This is a genomic window from Ectopseudomonas composti (assembly GCF_900115475.1).
Classification (GTDB): Bacteria; Pseudomonadota; Gammaproteobacteria; order Pseudomonadales; family Pseudomonadaceae; genus Aquipseudomonas; species Aquipseudomonas composti.
On sequence record NZ_FOWP01000001.1, the window covers coordinates 421926 to 442074 of the forward strand.

The following is a 20149-nucleotide window of genomic DNA, read 5'->3' on the forward strand; positions in this document are numbered from 1 at the left end:
ATAGACACACATGCTGGTTATCCACTCCCGAATCGCGCCGCAGAGCGCTTTCGATGCCGAACTGGAACTGACCTTTGAGGCGCGCAGTAAAAGCCGCCTGCGCTGCTTCACCACCACCGGTGAAGAAGTCGGCCTGTTCCTCGAGCGCGGCCAACCGGCCCTGGCTGATGGCGAATGCCTGCAAGCCAAGGACAGCCGCGTCGTGCGCGTGCGCGCCAAACCCGAGCCGCTACTGCACGTCACCTGCGCCAGCCCCTTCGAGCTGATGCGCGCTGCCTACCACCTGGGCAACCGCCACGTGGCCCTGCAACTGGGCGAAGGCTGGCTGCGCCTGCCTGACGACTACGTGCTCAAGGCCATGCTCGAACAGCTCGGCGCCACGGTCGAATCCGTCGAAGCGCCCTATCAGCCGGAGCAAGGCGCCTACGGCGGTGGTCATCACCACTCCCACCACGGCGACGAAGAGTTCAACTACGGCCCGCGCCTGCACCAGTTCGGTGTGCGCAAGTGAGCCGCGCCCTGTCGGCTGCGCGCACCGAGGGCTTGGCATGAAACCGGCCTGGGCGCTGCTGCGCCTGGCCAGCCCACAGCTGCCCATTGGCGGCTACAGCTACTCGCAAGGCCTGGAATGGGCCATCGACAGCGGCCTGATCAAGGATGCCGAAAACGCCGAACGCTGGCTGGCCGATCAACTCGCGCTCAACCTCGCTCGCTTCGAAGCGCCGCTGCTGCTCGCGCATTGCCGTGCGGCGGACGAATGCGACTGGCCGCGTCTGCAGCAACTGGCCGAACAGCACCGCGCCAGCCGTGAAACCAGCGAACTGGCCCTGGAAAGTCGGCAGATGGGCTATTCACTGCGGCAACTGCTCGAAGGCCTGCCCGAGCTGGACGATGCCGCGCGTGAAGCACTTGCAGCCCAGGACGAACCGGGCCTGGCACTGGCCTGGGCGCTGGCCGCCCGCGCCTGGCAGATCACCCCGGACGACGCCCTCGCAGCCTGGCTCTGGGGCTGGCTGGAAAACCAGCTCGCCGTACTGATGAAGGTCCTGCCGCTGGGCCAGCAGGCCGCCCAACGCCTGACCAGTCGCCTGTTGCCGCAGCTCGACGCGGCCCAGCGCCAGGCCGCCGCCCTCTCCCCCGAACACTGGGGCAGCGCCGCTTTCGGCCTGGCCCTAACGAGCATGGCGCACGAGCGCCAGTACTCACGTCTCTTCCGCTCCTGACGAGGATTCCAGAAATGAACAGCCAACCTCTGCGTGTCGGCATCGGCGGCCCGGTCGGTTCCGGCAAGACCGCCCTGACCCTGGCCCTGTGCCGCGCCCTGCGCGAGCGCTACAACATCGCCGTGGTCACCAACGACATCTACACCCAGGAAGACGCCCAGTTCCTGGTGCGCAACGAGGCGCTGGAGCCCGAGCGCATCATCGGCGTGGAAACCGGCGGCTGCCCGCACACCGCCATCCGCGAAGACGCCTCGATCAACCTGGAGGCGGTGGAGCAGCTCAATCGCCGCTTCCCCGGCCTGGACCTGATCATCGTCGAGTCCGGTGGCGACAACCTGTCCGCCACCTTCAGCCCCGAACTGTCCGACCTGACCCTCTACGTGATCGACGTCTCGGCCGGCGACAAGCTGCCACGCAAGGGCGGCCCCGGCATCTGCAAATCCGACCTGCTGGTGATCAACAAGGTCGACCTGGCACCCATGGTCGGCGCCTCACTGGAAGTCATGCAGCGCGACACCCTGAAGATGCGTGGCGACAAGCCCTTCGTCTTCAGCAACCAGAAAGTCGGCCAGGGTCTCGACGAGATCATCGCCTTCATCGAACGCCAGGGCATGCTCACCGCGGCCTGATTCCACTCAAGGAGAACCTCATGAATCTGCGTAAAACCCTCTACGCCATCGCCCTGTTCTGCACCCCGGCGCTGGCCTTTGCTCACCCCGGCCACGGCGACTCCGGGCTCATGGCCGGCCTGGCTCACCCGGTGTTCGGCCTGGATCACCTGCTGGCGATGTTCGCTGTCGGTCTGTGGGCGGCGCAGCAAAGCGGCGCGGCACGCTGGGCGCTGCCGCTGACCTTCGTCGGCACCATGCTGATCGGCGGCCTGCTGGGTTTTGCCGGTGTGGAAATTCCTTTGATGGAAACCGGCATCGCCGGCTCGGTTCTGGCCTTCGGCCTGCTGGTGGCCGTGGCTGCGCGTCTGCCGATGGCTTTATCCATGGCATTGACCGCCGTTTTCGCCCTGACCCATGGCGTCGCCCACGGCCTGGAGCTGCCGGATCTGGCCAGCCCCTTCGGTTATGCCTTCGGCTTCATCGTCGCCACCGCTGCGCTGCACGCCATCGGCTTCGCCCTGGTGCGCTTCCTGCCACAAGCAGCGGCGCCGCTGGTGCGTATCGCCGGCGCAGCCTCGGCAGCGACTGGTGTCTGGCTGCTGGCCAGCTGAAGATTCGCAGCCCATCGCTGCCACCGTGGTACGCGCAGCGCACCCTACCCCCCGTAGGGTGCGCCATGCGCACCGGTGCAGATTCGTCCATCGCGGCTCCCGCGGTGCACACGGTGCACACGGTGCACCCTACCGGTTCCACTGCGGTACTTGCCAAGGCCGCCGTGCTGGGGCACAAAGTCCCGAACCGGTTTCGAGACCCTGCCCATGCTGCGCCTCACTCGATTTCTGATCGCCCCACTGCTGCTGATCGGCGTCGTCGTGCTGGTACTGGCGCTGATCAGTCAGCCGGCAAGCCCACCTGCGGTGCTCGCCGATCTTGGCCAACGCCCGCTGGTCATCGCTCATCGCGGCGGTATGGGTCTGTGGCCGGAAAATACCCTGTTCGCCTTCGAGCGCGCTGCCGCACTCGGTGTCGACATGCTGGAGATGGATCTGCATCTGAGCCAGGACGCCAAACTGGTGCTGATCCACGATGAAACCCTGGAGCGCACCAGCAATGGCCAAGGGCCTGTCGCGCACTACAACCTCGCCGAGTTGCAGGCACTGGATGCCGGCTACAAGTGGACGGCCGATGGCGGCCAGAGCTATCCCTATCGCGGTCAGGGCACGCGTATCGCTGCGCTGGAAGAGGTGTTCGAGCGCTTTCCGCTGATCCCCAAGGCGCTCGAAATCAAGGTGCCCGATGTCGGCATGGAGGCCGTGCTCTGCGAGATGCTGGCGACCTACGACCAACTCGACCGCGTCATAGTCGCCAGCTTTCATGAACGCAGCCTGCAGCGTTTTCGCCAACTCTGCCCGGAGGTCGCGACTGCGGGCGGGCCTGTCTCGGTGCGCCTGCTGTTGGCCCTGAACTGGCTGGGGCTGAGCGACCTGCTGTCGCCCTCCTACCCCGTGCTGCAGATTCCGCAGCAACACGGCGGCCTGAACCTGGCGACACCTCGGCTGGTTCGCAATGCCCAGGCACGCGGCCTGCAGGTGCATCTGTGGACGATCAACGAACAACCGAACATGCGTCTGCTGCTGGAGATGGGCGTCAACGGCCTGATCACCGACTACCCGGATCGCGCCCTGCAGTTGCTGGGACGCTCCACGCAACTGAGCGCGCTGCCCAGCGAATAGGCCGACACCGCAGGCTGGTAGCCCTGCTGCCATTGGCAGAGACGAGATCTACCACCAGCTTATCCACAATATGATCAACAGCTTCCGGGGATAATTAACCCTGCTGCGCTCCTGAGCCTAAAAAACACTGGACAAACCCGCCACTGCTTCACCCCAAAATTGTATCGAACAGCCTTGATCAAAAATCCAGCAAAGCGCTGGAGCCCTCTCTATTCATGGCCTACAGCAATAGGTACATAAGTTACCCACAACATCACCCACAGCTGCCGTGGACAAATGCACGATGCCTCCGCAGTTTCGCCAAAAGCTGTCAACCCTCTGTGTACAAAGGAAAAAACCCACTGCTCAAATCTTCACCAGGACACTGAAAACGGCGTATCTAAAGCGCCGCAGCCAGCCACCACCAGCTTATCCACAACTATTCCCACAAGCTGCGTGGAAAACTTTATTTTCGCTGCCTGGCATGCCACCTGCTTGGGCGAGTAACCTTCGTTTCCCTGCCCAGTAAGGACGCTTCATGTTCAGCTTCTTCCTCGCCGCCATGCTGCTCGGCTTCGTGTTCAACGCCGCCCCGGGGGCCGTGTTCAGCGAGACCCTGCGCCGCGGCCTGCGTGACGGCTACAAACCTGCTCTACTGGTACAGATCGGCTCGCTGGTGGGCGATGCCACCTGGGCCGCACTCGGCCTCACCGGTCTGGCCCTGTTGCTCGACAGCGCGCAGATTCGCTATCCGCTGACGCTAGCCAGCGCCCTCTATCTGGCCTGGCTCGGCTATCAGTCGCTGCGCGACGCGCATCGCCCACCACAACCCAGCGACGATACCCAGGTGGCCGCTGGCGGAGCCTTTGCAGCCGGAGCCGCTCTATCGCTGACCAACCCGCAGAACATCGTCTACTGGGCCGCCATGGGTGGCGCGATGGCCGCCATTGGTGTCGCTCAACCGACACCCATGCACCTGGCGGTGTTCTTCGCCGGCTTCATGGTCTCGTCGATCCTCTGGTGCTTCATCTGCGCCGGCCTGGTGGACTGGTTTCGCCGCGCCGCTTCGCTGCTCTGGCACCGCCTGACCTACGCCGCTTGCGGCGTGGTGCTGCTAGGCCTGGCCGGCATGAGCGCGATGGAACTGGTCTGATCGCACCGCGACTATCGCCATCATCGAAACAATCTAACGGCGCGGCGCCAGCAACGGGACTAGCCTGAACCACATGTCCCTGCGTCAGGAAGCCGCGCCATGTACCTCAATGACCTGCTCAAGCAACTGCTCGCCAGCTACGCCTGTGCCACCTGCGGCATTGATACGCGGCACTGACACTTGGTGGCAGCGCAGCGGCTGGTTACCCTTGGCACATTCAGCCAAGGAATCCGTCCATGTCCCTGCGTAGCGTCTGTGTCTTCTGTGGTGCCAGCCCTGGTGCCAGTCCCATTTACCGTGAAGCCGCCGAAGCGCTTGGCCAGCACCTGGCCGAGCGCGGTATTCGTCTGATCTACGGTGGTGGCGCCGTCGGCCTGATGGGCGTGGTCGCCGATGCGGCGCTCAATGCCGGTGGCGAGGTGATCGGCATCATTCCGCAAAGCCTGGAGCGCGCCGAGATCGGCCACCGCGGCCTGACCTGCCTGGAAGTGGTGGACGGCATGCACGCGCGCAAGGCGCGCATGGCCGAACTGGCCGACGCCTTCATCGCCCTGCCCGGTGGCCTCGGGACTCTGGAAGAGCTGTTCGAGGTATGGACCTGGGGCCAACTCGGCTACCACGCCAAACCGCTGGGCCTGCTGGAAGTGAACGGGTTCTACAGCAAGCTTGGCGGTTTTCTCGATCACCTGGTCGCCGAACGCTTCGTCCGCCCGCAACACCGCGAGATGCTGCAGATCGCAGGCAGTCCCCGGAAACTGCTCGACGCCCTGAGCGAATGGCGCCCCAGCGCAGCGCCGAAGTGGGTGGATCGCTCACCCGTCTGAGCCTATACGCAGGCATGTAAGAACCTGTTCACGATCTCGCGAGCTAGAGCCATACAAGGCAAAAACAGGCGAGGACCGGTCGGAGTCGCGCTCGACTTTACGGGTTGTAAATGAGCATTCCGAGCCTGTTTTTAACGCAGTAGGGCCAACGCGCAGCAGATCGTGAACAGGTTCTAACACAATGCTACGCTCTGCGGCCTCTCCCCCACGGAAGCCGCAACATGGCCGCAAGCAATCTACTCGCCCTGATCGACGACATCAGCACCGTACTCGACGACGTCGCCACCATGACCAAGATCGCCGCGCGCAAGACCGCAGGCGTGCTGGGTGACGACCTCGCGCTCAACGCCCAGCAGGTCACTGGCGTGCGCGCCGACCGCGAGCTGCCAGTGGTCTGGGCGGTGGCCAAGGGTTCGCTGCTCAACAAGGCGATTCTGGTACCCGCCGCCCTGCTGATCAGCGCCGTGGCACCCTGGCTGGTGGTGCCGCTGCTGATGCTCGGTGGCCTGTTCCTCTGCTATGAAGGCGCCGAGAAACTCATCCACAAGCTGCTGCACCGCCACGCGGAAGACGACAAGCAGGCTCGCCTGGAGGCCATCGCCGACCCCGAGATCGACCTGGTGGCGTTCGAACGCGACAAAATTCGTGGCGCGGTGCGCACCGACTTCATTCTTTCGGCGGAAATCATCGCCATCACTTTGGGTACCGTCGCCGCTGCCAGCTTTCTCAATCAGGTGCTGGTACTCAGCGGCATCGCCCTGGTGATGACAGCCGGCGTTTACGGGCTGGTCGCCGGCATCGTCAAGCTGGACGACGCCGGCCTCTACCTCAGTCAGCGCGCCAGTGCGTTCGCCCAGGCCTGTGGTCGCGGCATCCTGCGCCTGGCGCCCTGGTTGATGAAGACCCTGTCAGTGGTCGGTACCGCGGCGATGTTCATGGTCGGTGGCGGCATTCTCAGCCACGGCCTACCGCCGGTGGAATCGGCCGTGCATCACGCCGCCGAGTGGGTAGCGCGCGATGCAGGGCACCTGCTGTCATTGCTTATTCCTACGCTGCTCAATGCGCTGTTCGGCATTCTTGCCGGCCTGCTGACGCTGCCACTGGTCAGCCTGTTCGGGCGCCTCTGGCAGGCCGTTCGCCCCGCCAAAACCGAGTAGACGATCAAAACGCATACAAGCCTCCAAGGCCCTTGCTCCACGCTGCCTGCAAGGGTTTCCCCAAAGCTTATCCACAGCTTGCTCCACGCTTTTCGTGGATAAGCGCGCAACCACCGGTGCGCGCGCCGGAGCCGCCAGGAGAAACCAAGCAAGCCACTGGTTTTATTGATTTTTCTCGAGCTGACCAGGCGTATTTCAGCTACTTGGCGAAAAGCTGAACAATCCCCTGGAGAGCCCGAAAAGAAAGGATTACAGCAGTCAGTCCAGAATTTGTGTACAGAGTTACCCACAGATTCCGTGTACAACTGCTGCAGCCATTCAACCCGCCAACGGCAGCACTGTGACCTCAACTTCCGGGTCGTGGCTGCCGCCACCCAGAATCACCCCGCGCAGCGGCGACACGTCGGAGAAATCCCGCCCCCAGGCCAGGGTGATGTGCTCCAACGCCGGGCGCACGTTATTGGTCGGGTCGAAGTCCACCCAGCCATGACGCGGGCAATACAGCGATACCCAGGCGTGCGAAGCATCCGCGCCGATCAATCGTGGCTGGCCGGGCGGTGGCTGGGTCAACAGGTAGCCGCTGACGTAACGCGCCGCCAGGCCACGCGAACGCAGGCAGGCGAGCATCAGATGGGCGAAGTCCTGGCAGACCCCACGTTTTTCCTCCAGCACCTGCAGCAGCGGCGTCGCCACCTGGGTGGCAGCAGCATCGAAGCTGAATTCGTCGAAGATCTTCTGCATCAGCGCCTGGCCCGCCTGCAGCAGCGGGCGGCCCGGCGTGAAGCAGCCGTCAGCGTAATCGGCGAACACCTGCTTGAGGCGTACGTAAGGCGACTCGAAACGGTAGCGCGCCGCTTCCAGCAACGCCGGTTCCATGAGCTTTCCGCTGTAACTGAGCGCCAAGCAGGCCGCTTCCCAGTTCGGCGACTCGTCCAGGTCCAGCGGCGGTCGCGCCAGCACCTCTACCCGCAGCCGCGCACTGACACTCAGCACCTCGTGTGGACGCTCGAACACCAGGCGCGTTAGCGGATTGCCGAACACGTCGAGGCCGTCGCGGCGCTGACAGGGTTGCGGGTCGATACGCAGTTCGTGCTCGTGACAGCGTTGCCAGGGGCACTCGCGCGGCCACAGATGCGCCAGTTGCTGGGCCAGGGAAACCGGCGCCGAGTAGCGGTAATGGGTGTCGTGAAGCACCTGATAAAGCGCACTGCTCATGAGGATTGCGTCCGCTGGCTGACATCGACATGAGCGAAGAAGCGCAGCCCAAGGTGATCGGATACCGCCCCGGCGGCTTCGCTGATGGCCACCAGCAGGTCGGCCAGGCCTTCGAGCACCGCACGGGTGCTGCCGGGGCCGAACAGCGGGTTTTCCAGGGTGGCCAGGTTGAAGGCCGCGAGTTGCTCCTCCAGATAAGCCAGGTAGCGCTCGGCAGGCAGCTCGAAGCGCTCGTGAACACCTTGTAGCGAATGCAGCAGGGTGCGCATCTGGAAGATCACGGCATGCGGGTTCTGTTCGTCCAGCAACAGCAGGTCGAGCACCGGTATCAACTGCGCCGAAGCCAGGTAGCGGGTGCGGTAGGTGATGCTGCTGTTGCCCAGCTCCAGCAGCCACTCCAGCGCCGACTGGTCGGTGGCCGACCCGCTGCGCAGGAACCCGGCGAAACTGTCGCAGAGAAACTGCAGGCGCTCGATGTAGCGGCCGAACATGAGAAAACGCCAGCCGTCGTCGCGGGTCATGTCGTCGAGGGCGAAACCGGACAGCGCCGCCAGCGACATCAGCAGGCGATTGAGAAAATCCAGCAGCTCGCCGAAATCGGCCGGCTGGCCTTCGAGCAACTGAGCCTCGCGCTGCAACTCGACCAACGCCTGCCAGTTGGCCTGGGACAGCTTGCCGCGCACGCTGCCAGCGGCCCACTGCAAGCGCTGCAGATTGGAGCGCAGGCTAGCCGGCCAGTCGCTGCCAAGCAGCGCCTGCAACAGACGCTCTGCCAGCTCACCCTCTTCGGGATCTGCCAGCAGGCCCAATTCCTGCGCCAGTGCCAGCGCGCTCTGCAGTGCCTGCGGGTCGTCATCGTCATCGACGTAGCGCGCCAGCATGATGCGCAGCAGGCGCGCATTGCCTTCGCAACGCTCGGCGTAACGACCGAACCAGTACAGGTTCTCCACCACCCGTGACGGCAGGAAGGGATCGCTGCGCACCAGATCGGCGGTGCCGAGGGTGCGTTGCGTCTGCCAGGGCTCACCGCCGCTCTGCCGCGTGCCGAGTACCCAGGTGTCCTTGCTCGCCCCGCCACGTTGCATCGACACCACCTCGGCATCGGCCTCGGCAGCCACACGGGTCAGGCCGCCGGGCATCACCCGGTAGCCGTCGGCACTGGCTACAGCGAACACACGCATGCCGATGGCGCGTGGCTGCAAACCGCTGCCGTCCCACACCGGCGCCTGCGACAGCTTGGCCCGCGCCTGCGCCACATAGGCATAGGGGCGCAGCTTGAGACGTGCAGCCAGCTTGGCGCGCTGCGCTTCGTCCAGATCACGGCCGAATACCGGGGTGAAACTCTGCGAAGGGAAGGCCGGGCGCACCAGCAGTTGGTCGAGCTTCTCCAGCGCCTCATCCAGCACCGGTGGCTCGCCACACCACCAACTGGCAATGGACGGCAGCAGCAATTCTTCACCGAGCAGATGCTCGCTGATCGCGGGCAGAAAACCGGGCAGGCCGGGCGACTCCAGCACGCCGCTACCCAGGGCATTGGCCACCAGCACACGACCACGGCGCACCGCTTCGAGCAGACCGGGCACACCGAGGGCCGAATCAGTGCGCAGCTCCAGCGGGTCGCAGTAATCGTCGTCGAGGCGACGCAACACCGCATGCACGCGGCGCAGGCCGGCCAGAGTCTTGAGATAGAGGGTGGCGTCGCGCACGGTCAGGTCGCTGCCCTCGACCAGTGGATAACCGAGCTGACGTGCCAGGTACAGGTGCTCGAAATAACTCTCGTTGAAGCGCCCAGGCGTCAGCAGCACCACCAGCGGCGTCTCGCCGCCACTGGGTGCCTGGCGCGCCAGGGTGTCCTGCAGGGTACGGAAGAAGCCAGCCAGGTACTGCACGCGCAGGTCGCGGTACAGCTCGGGGAAGGCGCGCGAGACGATCTGCCGGTTCTCCAGCGCGTAGCCGGCGCCAGAGGGCGCCTGGGTGCGGTCGGCGGTGACCCACCAGCGACCGTCTGGGGCGCGAGCCAGATCCACCGCATACAGGTGCAGCCAGGTGCCGCCCGGCGCCTGCATGCCCTGGCACGGCCAGAGGAAATTGTTGTGACCGAACACCAGCTCGGTCGGCAGCAGGCCGTCGGCGATCAGCTTCTGCGGGCCATACAGATCGGCCAGCACGCGGTTGAGCAGGGTCGCGCGCTGCGCCACGCCCGCGGCGATCTGCTGCCACTCGTCAGCCGCAATCAGATTGGGCAGCAGGTCGAGCTCCCAGGGCCGGTCGGCGCCGTCCGGGTCGGCATAGACGTTGTAAGTGACGCCGTTTTCCTGGATCTGCCGGGCCAGCATGGCCTCACGCTGCGCCAGGTGCTCCGGGCGGCTGCGCGCCAGTTGCTCGTACAGCCGGCGCCAGTGCGGGCGCACGTTGCCCTTGGCGTCGAGCAGTTCGTGATAAGCCCCGGCAGGGGGCGGGTAATCGGCTAGCAGGTCGTGCATGGCAGGCTCGGCAGTGGCAAGGCGGTACGGCTTTACGCTCCCCTCTCCCATTTATGGGAGAGGGGCCGGGGGAAAGGGCTGAAACACCGCGAAGGCGCCAGTTTCCCCTCTCCCTAACCCTCTCCCCAAAGGGGCGAGGGGACTGGTCGCGGCAGCCGACACTCAAGTGAGCAACATGTCGTCAAACCCGACGCAGATCCAGGGTCATCGGCAGTTCATTATTGTCTATCGGTTGCACGGCTGGGCGCTTGCCTGGGCTGTGGCCCAGTCGGAAGAAGCGCGCCAGGCGCCGGCTCTCCGCCTCGTAGGCATTGACCGGCAGGCTGTCGTAGTTGCGACCGCCCGGATGCGCGACATGGTACTGGCAACCACCCAGCGAGCGCTGCATCCAGGTGTCGATCAGGTCGAACACCAACGGTGCGTGCACGCCGATGGTCGGCTGCAGGCAACTGGCCGGCTGCCAGGCGCGGAAACGCACACCACCGACGAACTCACCGACCTTGCCCGTCGGCCGCAAGGGCACTGGCACGCCGTTGCAAGTCAGCACGTAGCGATCCGGTGCCATACCGCATACTTTCACTTGCATGCGCTCCAGCGACGAGTCGACATAACGTACCGTGCCGCCTGTGGCCCCCTCCTCGCCCAGCACGTGCCAGGGCTCCAGCGCCTGGCGCACCTCCAGATCGATGCCCTTGACCGTGAAATCGCCGGCCTTGGGAAAGCGAAACTCGAAGTGCGGGGCGAACCACTCGCTGCGCAGGCGATAGCCGAAGCTGCCCAGCTCCTGCAGTACGTCGGCGAAATCCTGTTCGACGAAATGCGGCAGCAGATAGCGGTCATGCAGCTCGGTGCCCCAGCGCACCAGCTTCGCCGGGCGATAGGGCTCCTGCCAGAAGCGCGCGATCAGCGCACGCAGTAGCAGTTGCTGGGCCAGGCTCATCTGCGCGTGCGGCGGCATCTCGAAGGCGCGCAGTTCAAGCAGGCCGAGGCGCCCGCTGGCCGAATCCGGCGAATACAGCTTGTCGATGCAGAACTCGGCGCGGTGGGTGTTGCCGGTGACGTCTACCAGCAGGTTGCGCAGCAAACGGTCGACCAGCCACGGCGGACAGTCGCGGCCCGGCTCGGGCATCTGCGCAAAGGCGATCTCCAGCTCGTACAGCGCATCGTTGCGGGCCTCGTCGACACGCGGCGCCTGCGACGTCGGGCCGATGAACAAGCCACTGAACAGGTAGGACAGCGACGGGTGGTTATGCCAGTAACTGATCAGGCTCCGCAGCAGATCGGGGCGGCGCAGGAACGGCGAATCGCTCGGCGTGGCGCCGCCGAGGACGAAGTGGTTGCCGCCACCGGTGCCGGTGTGGCGCCCATCGATCATGAACTTCTCGCTGGACAGGCGCGATTGGCGCGCCGCCTCGTAAAGAAATTCGCAGCGCTCAACCAGTTCGTCCCAGCTGGCAGCCGGGTGGATGTTCACCTCGATCACGCCCGGATCAGGGGTGACGCGGAAATACTGCAGACGCGGGTCAAGCGGCGGTTCGTAGCCTTCCAGCAGCACTGGGCATTTGAGCTCGGCAGCCACTGCCTCGATGGCCGCGACCAGCTCCAGGTAATCCTCGAGGTGGCTCAGGGGCGGCATGAACAGGTACAGGCGGCCCTCGCGCGGCTCGGCACACAGCGCGGTGCGCACGATGCCGGCAGCCGATTGCCCGCTGGCCGGGCGTGCGCTCTGCGGGCCGGCGGCGGGGGCCGCGCTTGCACCGCGCCAGACGCCGCGCAACTGGCGCTGGACCTGCGCCGGGCTGGGCAGTGGTGGCAGCGCCTGGCTGGGATCGACCGGGTTGATGTAGGGATAATCGGCTTGGCTGACCCAGGGCAGCGAATCCAGCGGCAGGCGATAACCCAGCGCCGAGTCGCCCGGAAGCAGGCGGCAGTGCTCGTCACGCAGGAACCAGCGCCCGCTCTGCCAGCCCTCGCCGACCACCTGGCGCGCCAGCGGCAGCACATGGCCAACCACGTTGTCGAGGCCTTGCTCGAACACCTTGCGCAAGCGCTCGCGGTCCAGTGGATCGCTCAGACGCGGGTCGTCCGGAGTGACGTTGTCCGGCAGCTTGCGCTCACGCCACAGGTAATAGAACCAGTCTTCATAGGCTGGAAAGACGTTACCGGCATCCACCTGCAGATGCGCCGCCAGCGTGGCGAGAAAGCGTGCGGCGGTCTCGGCGGTGGCACCATAGCCGCGCTTTTCGTCGGCCAGCAGCTTCGGGTCTTGCCACAGCGGCTCGCCATCACGGCGCCAGAAGCAGTTCAGCGACCAGCGCGGCAACTGCTCGCCTGGGTACCACTTGCCCTGGCCGAAATGCACCAGCGCCTTGGGCGCATAGTGGTTGCGCAGACGGTAGAACAGGTCGGCCGCCAGGCGGCGCTTGTTTGGCCCCAGAGCCGCGGTGTTCCACTCGTCGTCATCGGGATAGTCGAGGGCAACGAAGGTGGGCTCGCCGCCCATGGTCAGGCGCACGTCATGCTGCTGCAGGTCAGCATCGATCTGCCGGCCCAGCGCCTGGATCGCCTGCCACTGGCCGTCGCTATAGGGTTTGGTGACGCGCGGCGCCTCCCACACGCGCTCGACGCTCATCAGGTGCTCGAATTCCACCTCGCACTCGTCCAGCCCACCGGTGATCGGCGCCGCCGAGGATGGCTCCGGGCTGCAGGCCAGCGGGATATGGCCTTCGCCGGCGAACAGGCCTGAAGTCGGATCGAGCCCGATCCAGCCAGCGCCAGGCAGATACACCTCGCACCAGGCGTGCAGGTCGGTGAAGTCCTTGTCCGTGCCGGAGGGCCCGTCGAGGGATTTGACGTCCGCCGTGAGCTGGATCAGGTAGCCGGAGACAAAACGCGCCGCCAGGCCCATGTGGCGCATCAGCTGCACCAGCAGCCAGGCAGAATCGCGGCAGGAGCCGGAAGCGTTCTTCAGGCTTTCCTCGGGCGTCTGCACGCCGGGCTCCATGCGAATCAGGTAGCGGATGTCGGTCGACAGGCGCTGATTCAGCGCCACCAGGAAATCGATACTGGGCACCGGCTCGCGAGAAATGCTGGCCAGGTACTTGGCAAACAGCGGCGTGGCCGGCAGCTTGACCAGGTAGGGCGCCAGCTCGCGTTGCTCGCCTTCGGTGTAGGTGAAGGGAATGCGCTCGGCATAGGGCTCGAGAAAGAAGTCGAAGGGGTTGAACACCGCCATCTCGGCGACCAGATCCACCTCGACTTTCAACTCGCGAGTCTTCTCCGGGAACACCAGGCGCGCCAGGTAGTTGCCCTGCGGATCCTGCTGCCAATTGATGAAATGCTCGCCGGGCTCGACCTTCAGCGAGTAGGACAGGATACGTGTGCGGCTATGGGGAGCCGGGCGCAGACGAACGACCTGTGGCCCGATGTTGACCGCACGGTCGTAGCGGTAGTGGGTGACATGGTGCAGCGCGACATGAATCGACACGGCGGCCTCCTGCTAGCCTGGACGATACCCAGTGCAGCGCAAGACTTATGCCAGAGCCCAGGCCACGCGCCAGCTAGGCTGACCAGGGACCCGGCGCACCAGAAGCAAGCCGCGCACGCACCAGAGTCGACATCATGCACCATATGGATGCGCCGTTACGGCCAATTTGCCATGATCGACTTCTACCGTAGACTGCGCTGACTCCATGCAAGGACGTATGCCATGCCGCGCCAAAGCCCTCTCCCCTGTCTCTTCGGCTTGCTGATCTTTGCATTCAGCCCCCTCCTCTGGGCCGACGACCCATTACTCGATTCACTGACGCCGGTCGCCACACCATCCGGCGAGCGCCAGGTACGCGGCGTGCTGCGCGCGCAAAACCAGGCCGTGCTTTCCAGCGAACTGCCTGGCCGCATCATCGAAATGCCGTTCAGCGATGGCCAGAGCTTCAACAAGGGCGACGTTCTGGTGCGCTTCGACTGCAGCGCCTACCAGGCTCAGTTGAATGCGGCCCAGGCCGCTACTCGCGCCACCCGTGAAGAGCTGAACCACAAGAAACAGCTGGCCGCCCTCAACTCAGTGGGCCGCTTCGAAGTGGCCCTGGCCGAGGCACGACAGGCCCAGGCCCAGGCGGAAACGCAGGTGTATCAGGTACAGGTGAAGCGCTGCAGCGTTGCCGCTCCGTTCAATGGCCGCGTGGTGCTGCGCCGCGCCCAACCCCATGAGAGCGTGGCCAGCGGCACCCCGCTGCTGGATGTGGTGGATAACGGCACGTTGGAGATTTACCTGCTGGTGCCCTCCAGCTGGCTCAGCCGCCTGCAGCCGGGGCAGGCCTTCGATTTCACCCCCGACGAAACCGGCAAGCCGCTCAAAGCCACGGTTAAGCGCCTCGGCGCGCGTATTGATGAGGGCAGCCAGACGCTGTTGCTGATCGGCAGCCTGCCGGACGAGAGCAAAGGACTGCTCGCAGGCATGAGCGGTACCGCACAGTTTCAGGTGACGGAATGAACGCACCACTGCCCGGTATGGCCGAACGGGTATTCGCCCTGTTCCTCGGGCTGGAACAGCAGGCACGCAAAGCTGCCAACACCGAGCAACTGGCCTTCTCCATGGTCAATGACGGCCAGGCGCTGTTCGGTTTTCGCCATGCGGCGCTGTTGATCGCCGGCAAGGTGCAGGCACTGACCAGTATCAGCGTGGTGGAAGCGCACTCACCATTCGTCGCCTTCGTCGAGCGCGCCACCTCAACCCTGCTCAAGCACGAGCGCCTGGACGAAGGGCACAACGTCGATCCCACGCATCTGGATGAACAGGCACGTGCCGATATGGCCGATCTGTCTGCCCCGCATGCTTACTGGCTACCACTGAAAAACCGCAGCGGCGAAACCTTCGGCGGCCTATGGCTGGCGCGCGACACGCCCTTCAGTGAAGCCGAACAATCGCTGCTCAGGCAACTGGCCGACACCTACGCCCACGCCTGGCTGGCGCTGCAACCGCGTAAGCCCTGGCGCATGCGCTGGCCGCGCAAGAAACTGGTGGCCGTCGCGGCAGCGCTTTCGCTGCTGTTGCTGATTCCGGTGCGTCAGTCGGTACTGGCGCCTGCCGAAGTCGTGCCGCTGGGCGGCCGTGTCGTCGCCGCGCCGCTGGATGGCGTGATCGCCGAGTTTCTGGTCAAACCCAACCAAAGCGTCGCGGCTGGTGACCTGCTGGTGCGCTTCGAGGCCACCAGCCTCAAGGCCCAGGCCGATGTAGCCGAGCGCGCCCTGGGCGTAGCCGAGGCCGAACTCAAGGCCAACAGCCAACGCGCCTTTGCCGATGCCGAATCCAGCGCCCGCCTCGACCTGCTGGCTGCACGCGTCGAGCAGAAACGCGCCGAACGCGACTATGCCCGGCAACTGCTGGCCCGCAGCGAAGTGCGCGCCGAGCGGGAGGGCATCGCCGTATTCGCCGACGCCGAGCGCCTGACCGGCAAGCCGGTGCAAACTGGTGAGCGGCTGATGCAGATCGCCGACCCGAGCCAGGCCGAATTACGTATCGAGCTGCCCGTGGGTGACGCCATCGCCCTGCAGCCGGGCGCCGAAGTGGCGCTGTTTCTCGACAGCGACCCGCTCAATCGTCATGAGGCCCAGCTGGAGCGCTCCGCCTACGAAGCACAGACCACCGCCGCCGGACAATTGGCCTACCGCCTGGATGCGCGCTTCGTCGAGGCGCCGCCACGCGTGGGCCTGCGTGGCACCGCCAAGCTGTTCGGTGATCGAGCACCGCTGGCTTATTACCTATTACGTCGGCCACTGGCCGCCGCACGCCAGAACCTGGGTTTCTAATGCTGCCTGCCCTGCGCCCCGACCTGCAGCTATCGCCGGCAGCACCCGGCCTTGACGGCGCCCCGCAATGGACGCTGGCCGACCCGCTACGCGGGCGCTACTTCAAGCTCGGCGCCGCCGCCGTGCGCCTGTTGCGTCACTGGACACTGGGCGAGCCGCAGCGCGTTCTAGCCGCTGCCAATGCCGAGCCCGGCCTGCCATTGGGCCAGGGCGAGCTCGAGGACATGCTGCAATTTCTCAGCAGCCATGACCTGATCGCCGCCCTGGACGATAAGCAGCGCGCCAGCTACGCGATGAAAGCTGCCGCCCAGCGCCAAAGCCCGTGGAAGCGGGCACTGCATCAATACCTGTTCTTCCGCATCCCACTGTGGCGGCCCGATCCATTCCTCAATCGCGCCTGGCCCGTGCTCGAACGCCACGGCCCCTGGCTGCTGCGCTGGGCCCTGCCGCTGGTGTTCGTACTGGGGGTATTCCTGGTGATGCGCGATTGGCAGCGCTTTCTCGCCACCTTTCCTCACCTGTTCAGCCTCGGTGGCGCATTGGCTTTCGGTATCGCGCTGACCTTCGCCAAGCTCTGCCATGAGTTCGGCCACGCCTTCATGGCCAAGCGCGCCGGCTGTCGGGTACAGAGCATGGGATTGGCCTTCATGGTGATGCTGCCGATGTTCTACACCGATGTCAGCGATGCCTGGCGCGTGCGCGACCGGCGCTCGCGACTGCTGATCGGTGCGGGCGGTGTGTTCGCCGAGCTGTTGTTGGCAGTGCTGGCACTGCTGGCCTGGTCATTGCTGCCAGACGGCCCCTTGCGCACCTCGGCCTTCATGCTGGCCAGCGCAACCTGGATCACCACCCTGGTGATCAACCTCAATCCCTTCATGCGCTTCGATGGCTACTTCCTGATCAGCGACCTATGGGGCGTAGATAACCTGCAGAACCGCGCCTTCGCCCTGTGTCGCTGGCGCCTGCGCGAAGCCCTATTCGGCTATGGCGAACCGGCACCGGAACCCTGGTCACCCAGCATGACCCGGCGCCTGCTGATCTGGGGCTACGGTTCCTGGATATGGCGCGCAATCCTGTTCCTCGGCATCGCGCTGGCGGTCTATCACCTGTTCTTCAAGGTGCTTGGCATCTTTCTGATGGTGGTTGAGCTGCTGTGGTTCATCGGCCTGCCCATCTGGCGCGAGCTGGGCGAATGGTGGCAACGCCGCGAACAAGCCGACTCGCGCAAGGTGCTGATCACCGGCCTGAGCCTTGCTGCGGTGCTGCTGGTGCTGATCGTGCCCTGGCGCAGCTCGGTGGAAATACCTGCGGTGCTCGAAGCCTCGCGCACCAGCGCCTTGTATGCACCGGTAGCTGCGCGCTTGAAGGCCGTACACGTGCAAGACGGCCAGACCGTGGCGGCCGGCGACTTGCTGCTGGAACTGGACTCACCCGACCTGGACTCACGCCAGGCCATCGTCCGCCGCGAGACCGAAATTCTTCAGCTGCAACTGCGCCGCCAGTCCGCCCGTAGCGAGACAGTGGCCGATGCCAGTATCCTCGAACAACGCCTGGCCGAAGCGGTGGCCGAATACCGCGGTCTAGCCGCCCAGCGTGAGCGCCTGCAACTGCGCGCAACGCAGGCCGGCGTGGTACGTGACTTGCAACGCGACCTGAGCACGGGGCGCTGGCTGCACCCCGCCGAATCACTCGCACGCATCGTCGAGCTGGGGCTGCGTTTGCGCGGCTACCTGGCCGAAGAAAACCTCTGGCGAATCGAAACGGGCAGCGAAGGACGCTTCATCACCGACGACCCGGCACGCCCGTCAATGAAAGTGCGCCTGGACGAAGTTGATGCCACTGGCGCCGCTTATCTGGAACTTGAAGCACTCAGCTCCGACCATGGCGGCCCCATCGCCATACGCCGCGACGCCCAACACCGCGCGGAACCAGTGCAAGCACAGTACGGCGTACGTCTGACGCTATTGGATAACGACATCCATCCCGATCACCCCTTGCGCGGCGTGGTGATACTGGACGGAGAGCGGCAGTCGCTACTCGGCGCTGCCTGGCGGCGGATCGCGGCGCTTGGCGTGCGCGAAAGTGGTTTTTAACACAAGGATGCAACATGAGCCTGGACGCTTTACCACGATGCTCCCGATTGCCACTGGCGCCTCGATTACCCGCACTGCAGGAGGCGCTCGGGCGGATTCCTGACCACGCCTGGCAGCATCACTTCAATACGGGTTATTACCAGGGTGAGTGGAGCGGCGTCGCACTGATCACCCCGGAAGATGCCCTCCTGCCTCTCGCCCCCGGGCAAGGAGCGCCGGTGCCTACCGACTGGTGGCAGGAGGAACAGGCCTGGCACCAGATGCTCGCGCTGTTCCAGACCAGCATCCGCAGCGCGCGGCTCCTGCGCCTAGGTGCCGGCGCTCGCATTCACGAACACTGCGACCCCGACCTCGGCCGGCCTGGCGGCGACCTGCGCCTGCACATTCCACTGCTCAGCCCGCCTGACGTGGAGTTTCTCGTCGACGGCCTGCAGGTGCCCATGAAGGCAGGCGAATGCTGGTTTATCGACCTGTCCAGGCCGCACCGGGTAGATAACCCGGGGCCAGGCGCGCGCGTGCACCTGGTGCTCGATTGCCAGCCCAACGGCTGGTTGCTGCAGCAAGTAGCAGCCGGGCTGCCAGATACTCCCGAACTACGGCCAGGGAGATCGGAATTGGCCTTTGCCGTTTTCCGCAATCATGTGGCGCAGGACATAACCCTCGCCACACGCCTACGCGCCCTGAGCGATACACGTGACTTCCAAGCAGAAGTCGTACGCCTTGCTGCGACGCTGGGGCTGACCTTTTCCGAAGCAGAGGTGAAAGCGGCCATGCGCCAGGGCAGACAGGCGTGGAGCGACCAATGGCGAGTGTGAATACCGAACAAGACTTCAGCGGCTGGTTGCCGATCCGCGCCTGGTTCCAGAACGGTGAATGGCGACTGGACTGGTGCTGGTTCGGCGAACAACGACTGGCCCGGCCGTTCTTCCGTGACGACGTCGATCAGGCGTTGCGCCTGCCCTTCAACCAGGCTTTCCGCCGGGAGACCGGTATCCAGGCGCTGCTAGACTGGCAGGCGACAAACCCTGGCCTGACACCCACAGCGCTGATCTTCCACGCCTCACGTTGCGGTTCGACACTGATGGCGCAGATGCTGGCGGCGCTGGATGACAACATCGTGCTCTCCGAACCACCGCCGCTGGACAATCTGCTGCGAGCCCATCGACTGGACCCACAGGTAGCGCCTCGGCAACCCGCCTGGCTCGCGGCGCTGCTCTCCGCCTACGGACAACGACGTCAAGGCAGTGAGCAACGACTATTCATCAAGCTCGATGCCTGGAACGTGTTCGAGGCTCCCTTGCTACTGTCGCTTTACCCCGAAGTACCGCGCGTTTTCCTTTACCGCGACCCATTGGAGATCGTCGTCTCCCAGCTGCGCCAGCCGGGCATGCACCGCGTGCCCGGGTTGCTGGGATCATCTGCACTGGATTTACCTGCAGAAGAAGCGCTGCGCATGACACCCGCCGAATACACCAGCCGCACGGTCGGCTCCATCCTCCAGAAAGGTCTGGAGCTTTGCCAGCGGCATGGCGCGATAGCAGTGAACTATCAGGAGCTGCCAGAAGCCTGCTGGGGTCGGCTGGCCTCGATGCTCGCCGTGAGAGACGCACACCTACCACAGCTGCGCGAGAGCGCCGGCTTCGATGCCAAGCAGCCGTCACAGTCATTCCATCCCGACAGCCAAAGCAAGCGCGAAGCGGCCGATCAGAACCTTCGCGAAGCAGTGGAGTACTGGGCGGGCGAAGCCTATAGAGCGCTTGAAAAATGGCGCCAGACAAAAGACAAAAAAGAAAGTTCCAGCAGGGGTTAAATAATTCGTCTACTGTTGATCTGGAAGGTAGCGATTGACCACGGACTTCCGCTAACCTCC

General features: G+C 64.9%; 16 protein-coding genes. 13 read left to right on the forward strand and 3 right to left on the reverse strand.

Annotation, left to right across the window (positions count from 1 at the left end; genetic code table 11):
• The first annotated feature begins 10 nt into the window (after nucleotides 1-10).
• The 8 genes from ureE to BM059_RS01945 all read left to right on the forward strand — a co-directional run bounded on the left by ureE (nucleotide 11) and on the right by BM059_RS01945 (nucleotide 6680).
• The gene (gene ureE, locus BM059_RS01910) at nucleotides 11-511 is read left to right on the forward strand and encodes an urease accessory protein UreE (protein WP_074936340.1); all 501 of its coding nucleotides are present in this window, start codon (nucleotides 11-13) and stop codon (nucleotides 509-511) included.
• 37 nt (nucleotides 512-548) lie between these two features.
• Nucleotides 549-1223 (forward strand): urease accessory protein UreF, encoded by a 675-nt coding sequence (locus BM059_RS01915; RefSeq protein ID WP_037005807.1) that lies wholly within the window; start codon nucleotides 549-551, stop codon nucleotides 1221-1223.
• A 14-nt stretch (nucleotides 1224-1237) separates the two neighbouring features.
• Nucleotides 1238-1852, forward strand: a complete 615-nt coding sequence (gene ureG, locus BM059_RS01920; protein ID WP_037005809.1) for an urease accessory protein UreG — start codon at nucleotides 1238-1240, stop codon at nucleotides 1850-1852.
• A gap of 20 nt (nucleotides 1853-1872) precedes the next feature.
• On the forward strand, nucleotides 1873-2445 hold the full coding sequence (locus BM059_RS01925) for a HupE/UreJ family protein (RefSeq protein ID WP_037005811.1): 573 nt from the start codon (nucleotides 1873-1875) through the stop codon (nucleotides 2443-2445).
• 207 nt (nucleotides 2446-2652) lie between these two features.
• Nucleotides 2653-3567 (forward strand): glycerophosphodiester phosphodiesterase family protein, encoded by a 915-nt coding sequence (locus tag BM059_RS01930; protein WP_074936341.1) that lies wholly within the window; start codon nucleotides 2653-2655, stop codon nucleotides 3565-3567.
• A 517-nt stretch (nucleotides 3568-4084) separates the two neighbouring features.
• Nucleotides 4085-4699 (forward strand): LysE family transporter, encoded by a 615-nt coding sequence (locus BM059_RS01935; protein WP_037005813.1) that lies wholly within the window; start codon nucleotides 4085-4087, stop codon nucleotides 4697-4699.
• Nucleotides 4700-4935: 236 nt separating this feature from the next.
• Complete coding sequence (locus tag BM059_RS01940; protein WP_074936343.1) at nucleotides 4936-5523, forward strand: LOG family protein; 588 nt, start codon at nucleotides 4936-4938, stop codon at nucleotides 5521-5523.
• 221 nt (nucleotides 5524-5744) lie between these two features.
• Entirely contained in the window at nucleotides 5745-6680 is a 936-nt protein-coding gene (locus BM059_RS01945) for a DUF808 domain-containing protein (RefSeq protein ID WP_074936345.1), read from the forward strand.
• Nucleotides 6681-6998: 318 nt separating this feature from the next.
• Here BM059_RS01945 and BM059_RS01950 read toward each other — a convergent pair whose 3' ends face one another.
• The 3 genes from BM059_RS01950 to BM059_RS01960 form a co-directional block, all read right to left on the reverse strand.
• Entirely contained in the window at nucleotides 6999-7895 is an 897-nt protein-coding gene (locus tag BM059_RS01950; protein WP_037005817.1) for a transglutaminase family protein, read from the reverse strand.
• A complete protein-coding gene (locus BM059_RS01955; RefSeq protein WP_074936346.1) occupies nucleotides 7892-10378 on the reverse strand; it encodes a circularly permuted type 2 ATP-grasp protein in 2487 nt (828 codons plus the stop codon). Before BM059_RS01955 ends, BM059_RS01950 begins: the two co-directional genes overlap by 4 nt.
• A gap of 181 nt (nucleotides 10379-10559) precedes the next feature.
• Nucleotides 10560-13865 carry a transglutaminase family protein gene (locus BM059_RS01960; RefSeq protein WP_074936348.1) on the reverse strand — a complete coding sequence of 1102 codons (3306 nt, stop codon included), beginning with the start codon at nucleotides 13863-13865 and terminating at the stop codon, nucleotides 10560-10562.
• A gap of 222 nt (nucleotides 13866-14087) precedes the next feature.
• On the opposite strand from BM059_RS01960, the gene BM059_RS01965 reads away from it, so the two are divergent.
• From BM059_RS01965 to BM059_RS01985, 5 genes are read left to right on the forward strand one after another with little or no spacing between them, the layout of a single operon-like run.
• A complete protein-coding gene (locus BM059_RS01965) occupies nucleotides 14088-14870 on the forward strand; it encodes an efflux RND transporter periplasmic adaptor subunit (RefSeq protein ID WP_074936349.1) in 783 nt (260 codons plus the stop codon).
• Nucleotides 14867-16186, forward strand: coding sequence for an efflux RND transporter periplasmic adaptor subunit (locus BM059_RS01970; protein WP_074936351.1), 1320 nt, complete (start codon nucleotides 14867-14869; stop codon nucleotides 16184-16186). The genes BM059_RS01965 and BM059_RS01970 overlap by 4 nt, the downstream gene beginning before the upstream one ends.
• A complete protein-coding gene (locus BM059_RS01975; protein WP_074936353.1) occupies nucleotides 16186-18279 on the forward strand; it encodes an efflux RND transporter periplasmic adaptor subunit in 2094 nt (697 codons plus the stop codon). The genes BM059_RS01970 and BM059_RS01975 overlap by 1 nt, the downstream gene beginning before the upstream one ends.
• 14 nt (nucleotides 18280-18293) lie before the next feature.
• Complete coding sequence (locus BM059_RS01980; RefSeq protein WP_037005827.1) at nucleotides 18294-19094, forward strand: aspartyl/asparaginyl beta-hydroxylase domain-containing protein; 801 nt, start codon at nucleotides 18294-18296, stop codon at nucleotides 19092-19094.
• Nucleotides 19082-20089, forward strand: a complete 1008-nt coding sequence (locus BM059_RS01985) for a sulfotransferase family protein (RefSeq protein WP_037005829.1) — start codon at nucleotides 19082-19084, stop codon at nucleotides 20087-20089. The genes BM059_RS01980 and BM059_RS01985 overlap by 13 nt, the downstream gene beginning before the upstream one ends.
• Nucleotides 20090-20149 lie beyond the last annotated feature (60 nt).

Coding starts and splice junctions, on each gene's coding strand:
- BM059_RS01955 (WP_074936346.1), bottom strand. CDS start 10,378: ATGCACGACCTGCTAGCCGATTACCCGCCCCCTGCCGGGGCTTATCAC.
- BM059_RS01950 (WP_037005817.1), bottom strand. CDS start 7,895: ATGAGCAGTGCGCTTTATCAGGTGCTTCACGACACCCATTACCGCTAC.
- ureE (WP_074936340.1), top strand. CDS start 11: ATGCTGGTTATCCACTCCCGAATCGCGCCGCAGAGCGCTTTCGATGCC.
- BM059_RS01965 (WP_074936349.1), top strand. CDS start 14,088: ATGCCGCGCCAAAGCCCTCTCCCCTGTCTCTTCGGCTTGCTGATCTTT.
- BM059_RS01945 (WP_074936345.1), top strand. CDS start 5,745: ATGGCCGCAAGCAATCTACTCGCCCTGATCGACGACATCAGCACCGTA.
- BM059_RS01980 (WP_037005827.1), top strand. CDS start 18,294: ATGAGCCTGGACGCTTTACCACGATGCTCCCGATTGCCACTGGCGCCT.
- BM059_RS01915 (WP_037005807.1), top strand. CDS start 549: ATGAAACCGGCCTGGGCGCTGCTGCGCCTGGCCAGCCCACAGCTGCCC.
- BM059_RS01985 (WP_037005829.1), top strand. CDS start 19,082: ATGGCGAGTGTGAATACCGAACAAGACTTCAGCGGCTGGTTGCCGATC.
- BM059_RS01970 (WP_074936351.1), top strand. CDS start 14,867: ATGAACGCACCACTGCCCGGTATGGCCGAACGGGTATTCGCCCTGTTC.
- BM059_RS01975 (WP_074936353.1), top strand. CDS start 16,186: ATGCTGCCTGCCCTGCGCCCCGACCTGCAGCTATCGCCGGCAGCACCC.
- BM059_RS01930 (WP_074936341.1), top strand. CDS start 2,653: ATGCTGCGCCTCACTCGATTTCTGATCGCCCCACTGCTGCTGATCGGC.
- ureG (WP_037005809.1), top strand. CDS start 1,238: ATGAACAGCCAACCTCTGCGTGTCGGCATCGGCGGCCCGGTCGGTTCC.
- BM059_RS01940 (WP_074936343.1), top strand. CDS start 4,936: ATGTCCCTGCGTAGCGTCTGTGTCTTCTGTGGTGCCAGCCCTGGTGCC.
- BM059_RS01935 (WP_037005813.1), top strand. CDS start 4,085: ATGTTCAGCTTCTTCCTCGCCGCCATGCTGCTCGGCTTCGTGTTCAAC.
- BM059_RS01925 (WP_037005811.1), top strand. CDS start 1,873: ATGAATCTGCGTAAAACCCTCTACGCCATCGCCCTGTTCTGCACCCCG.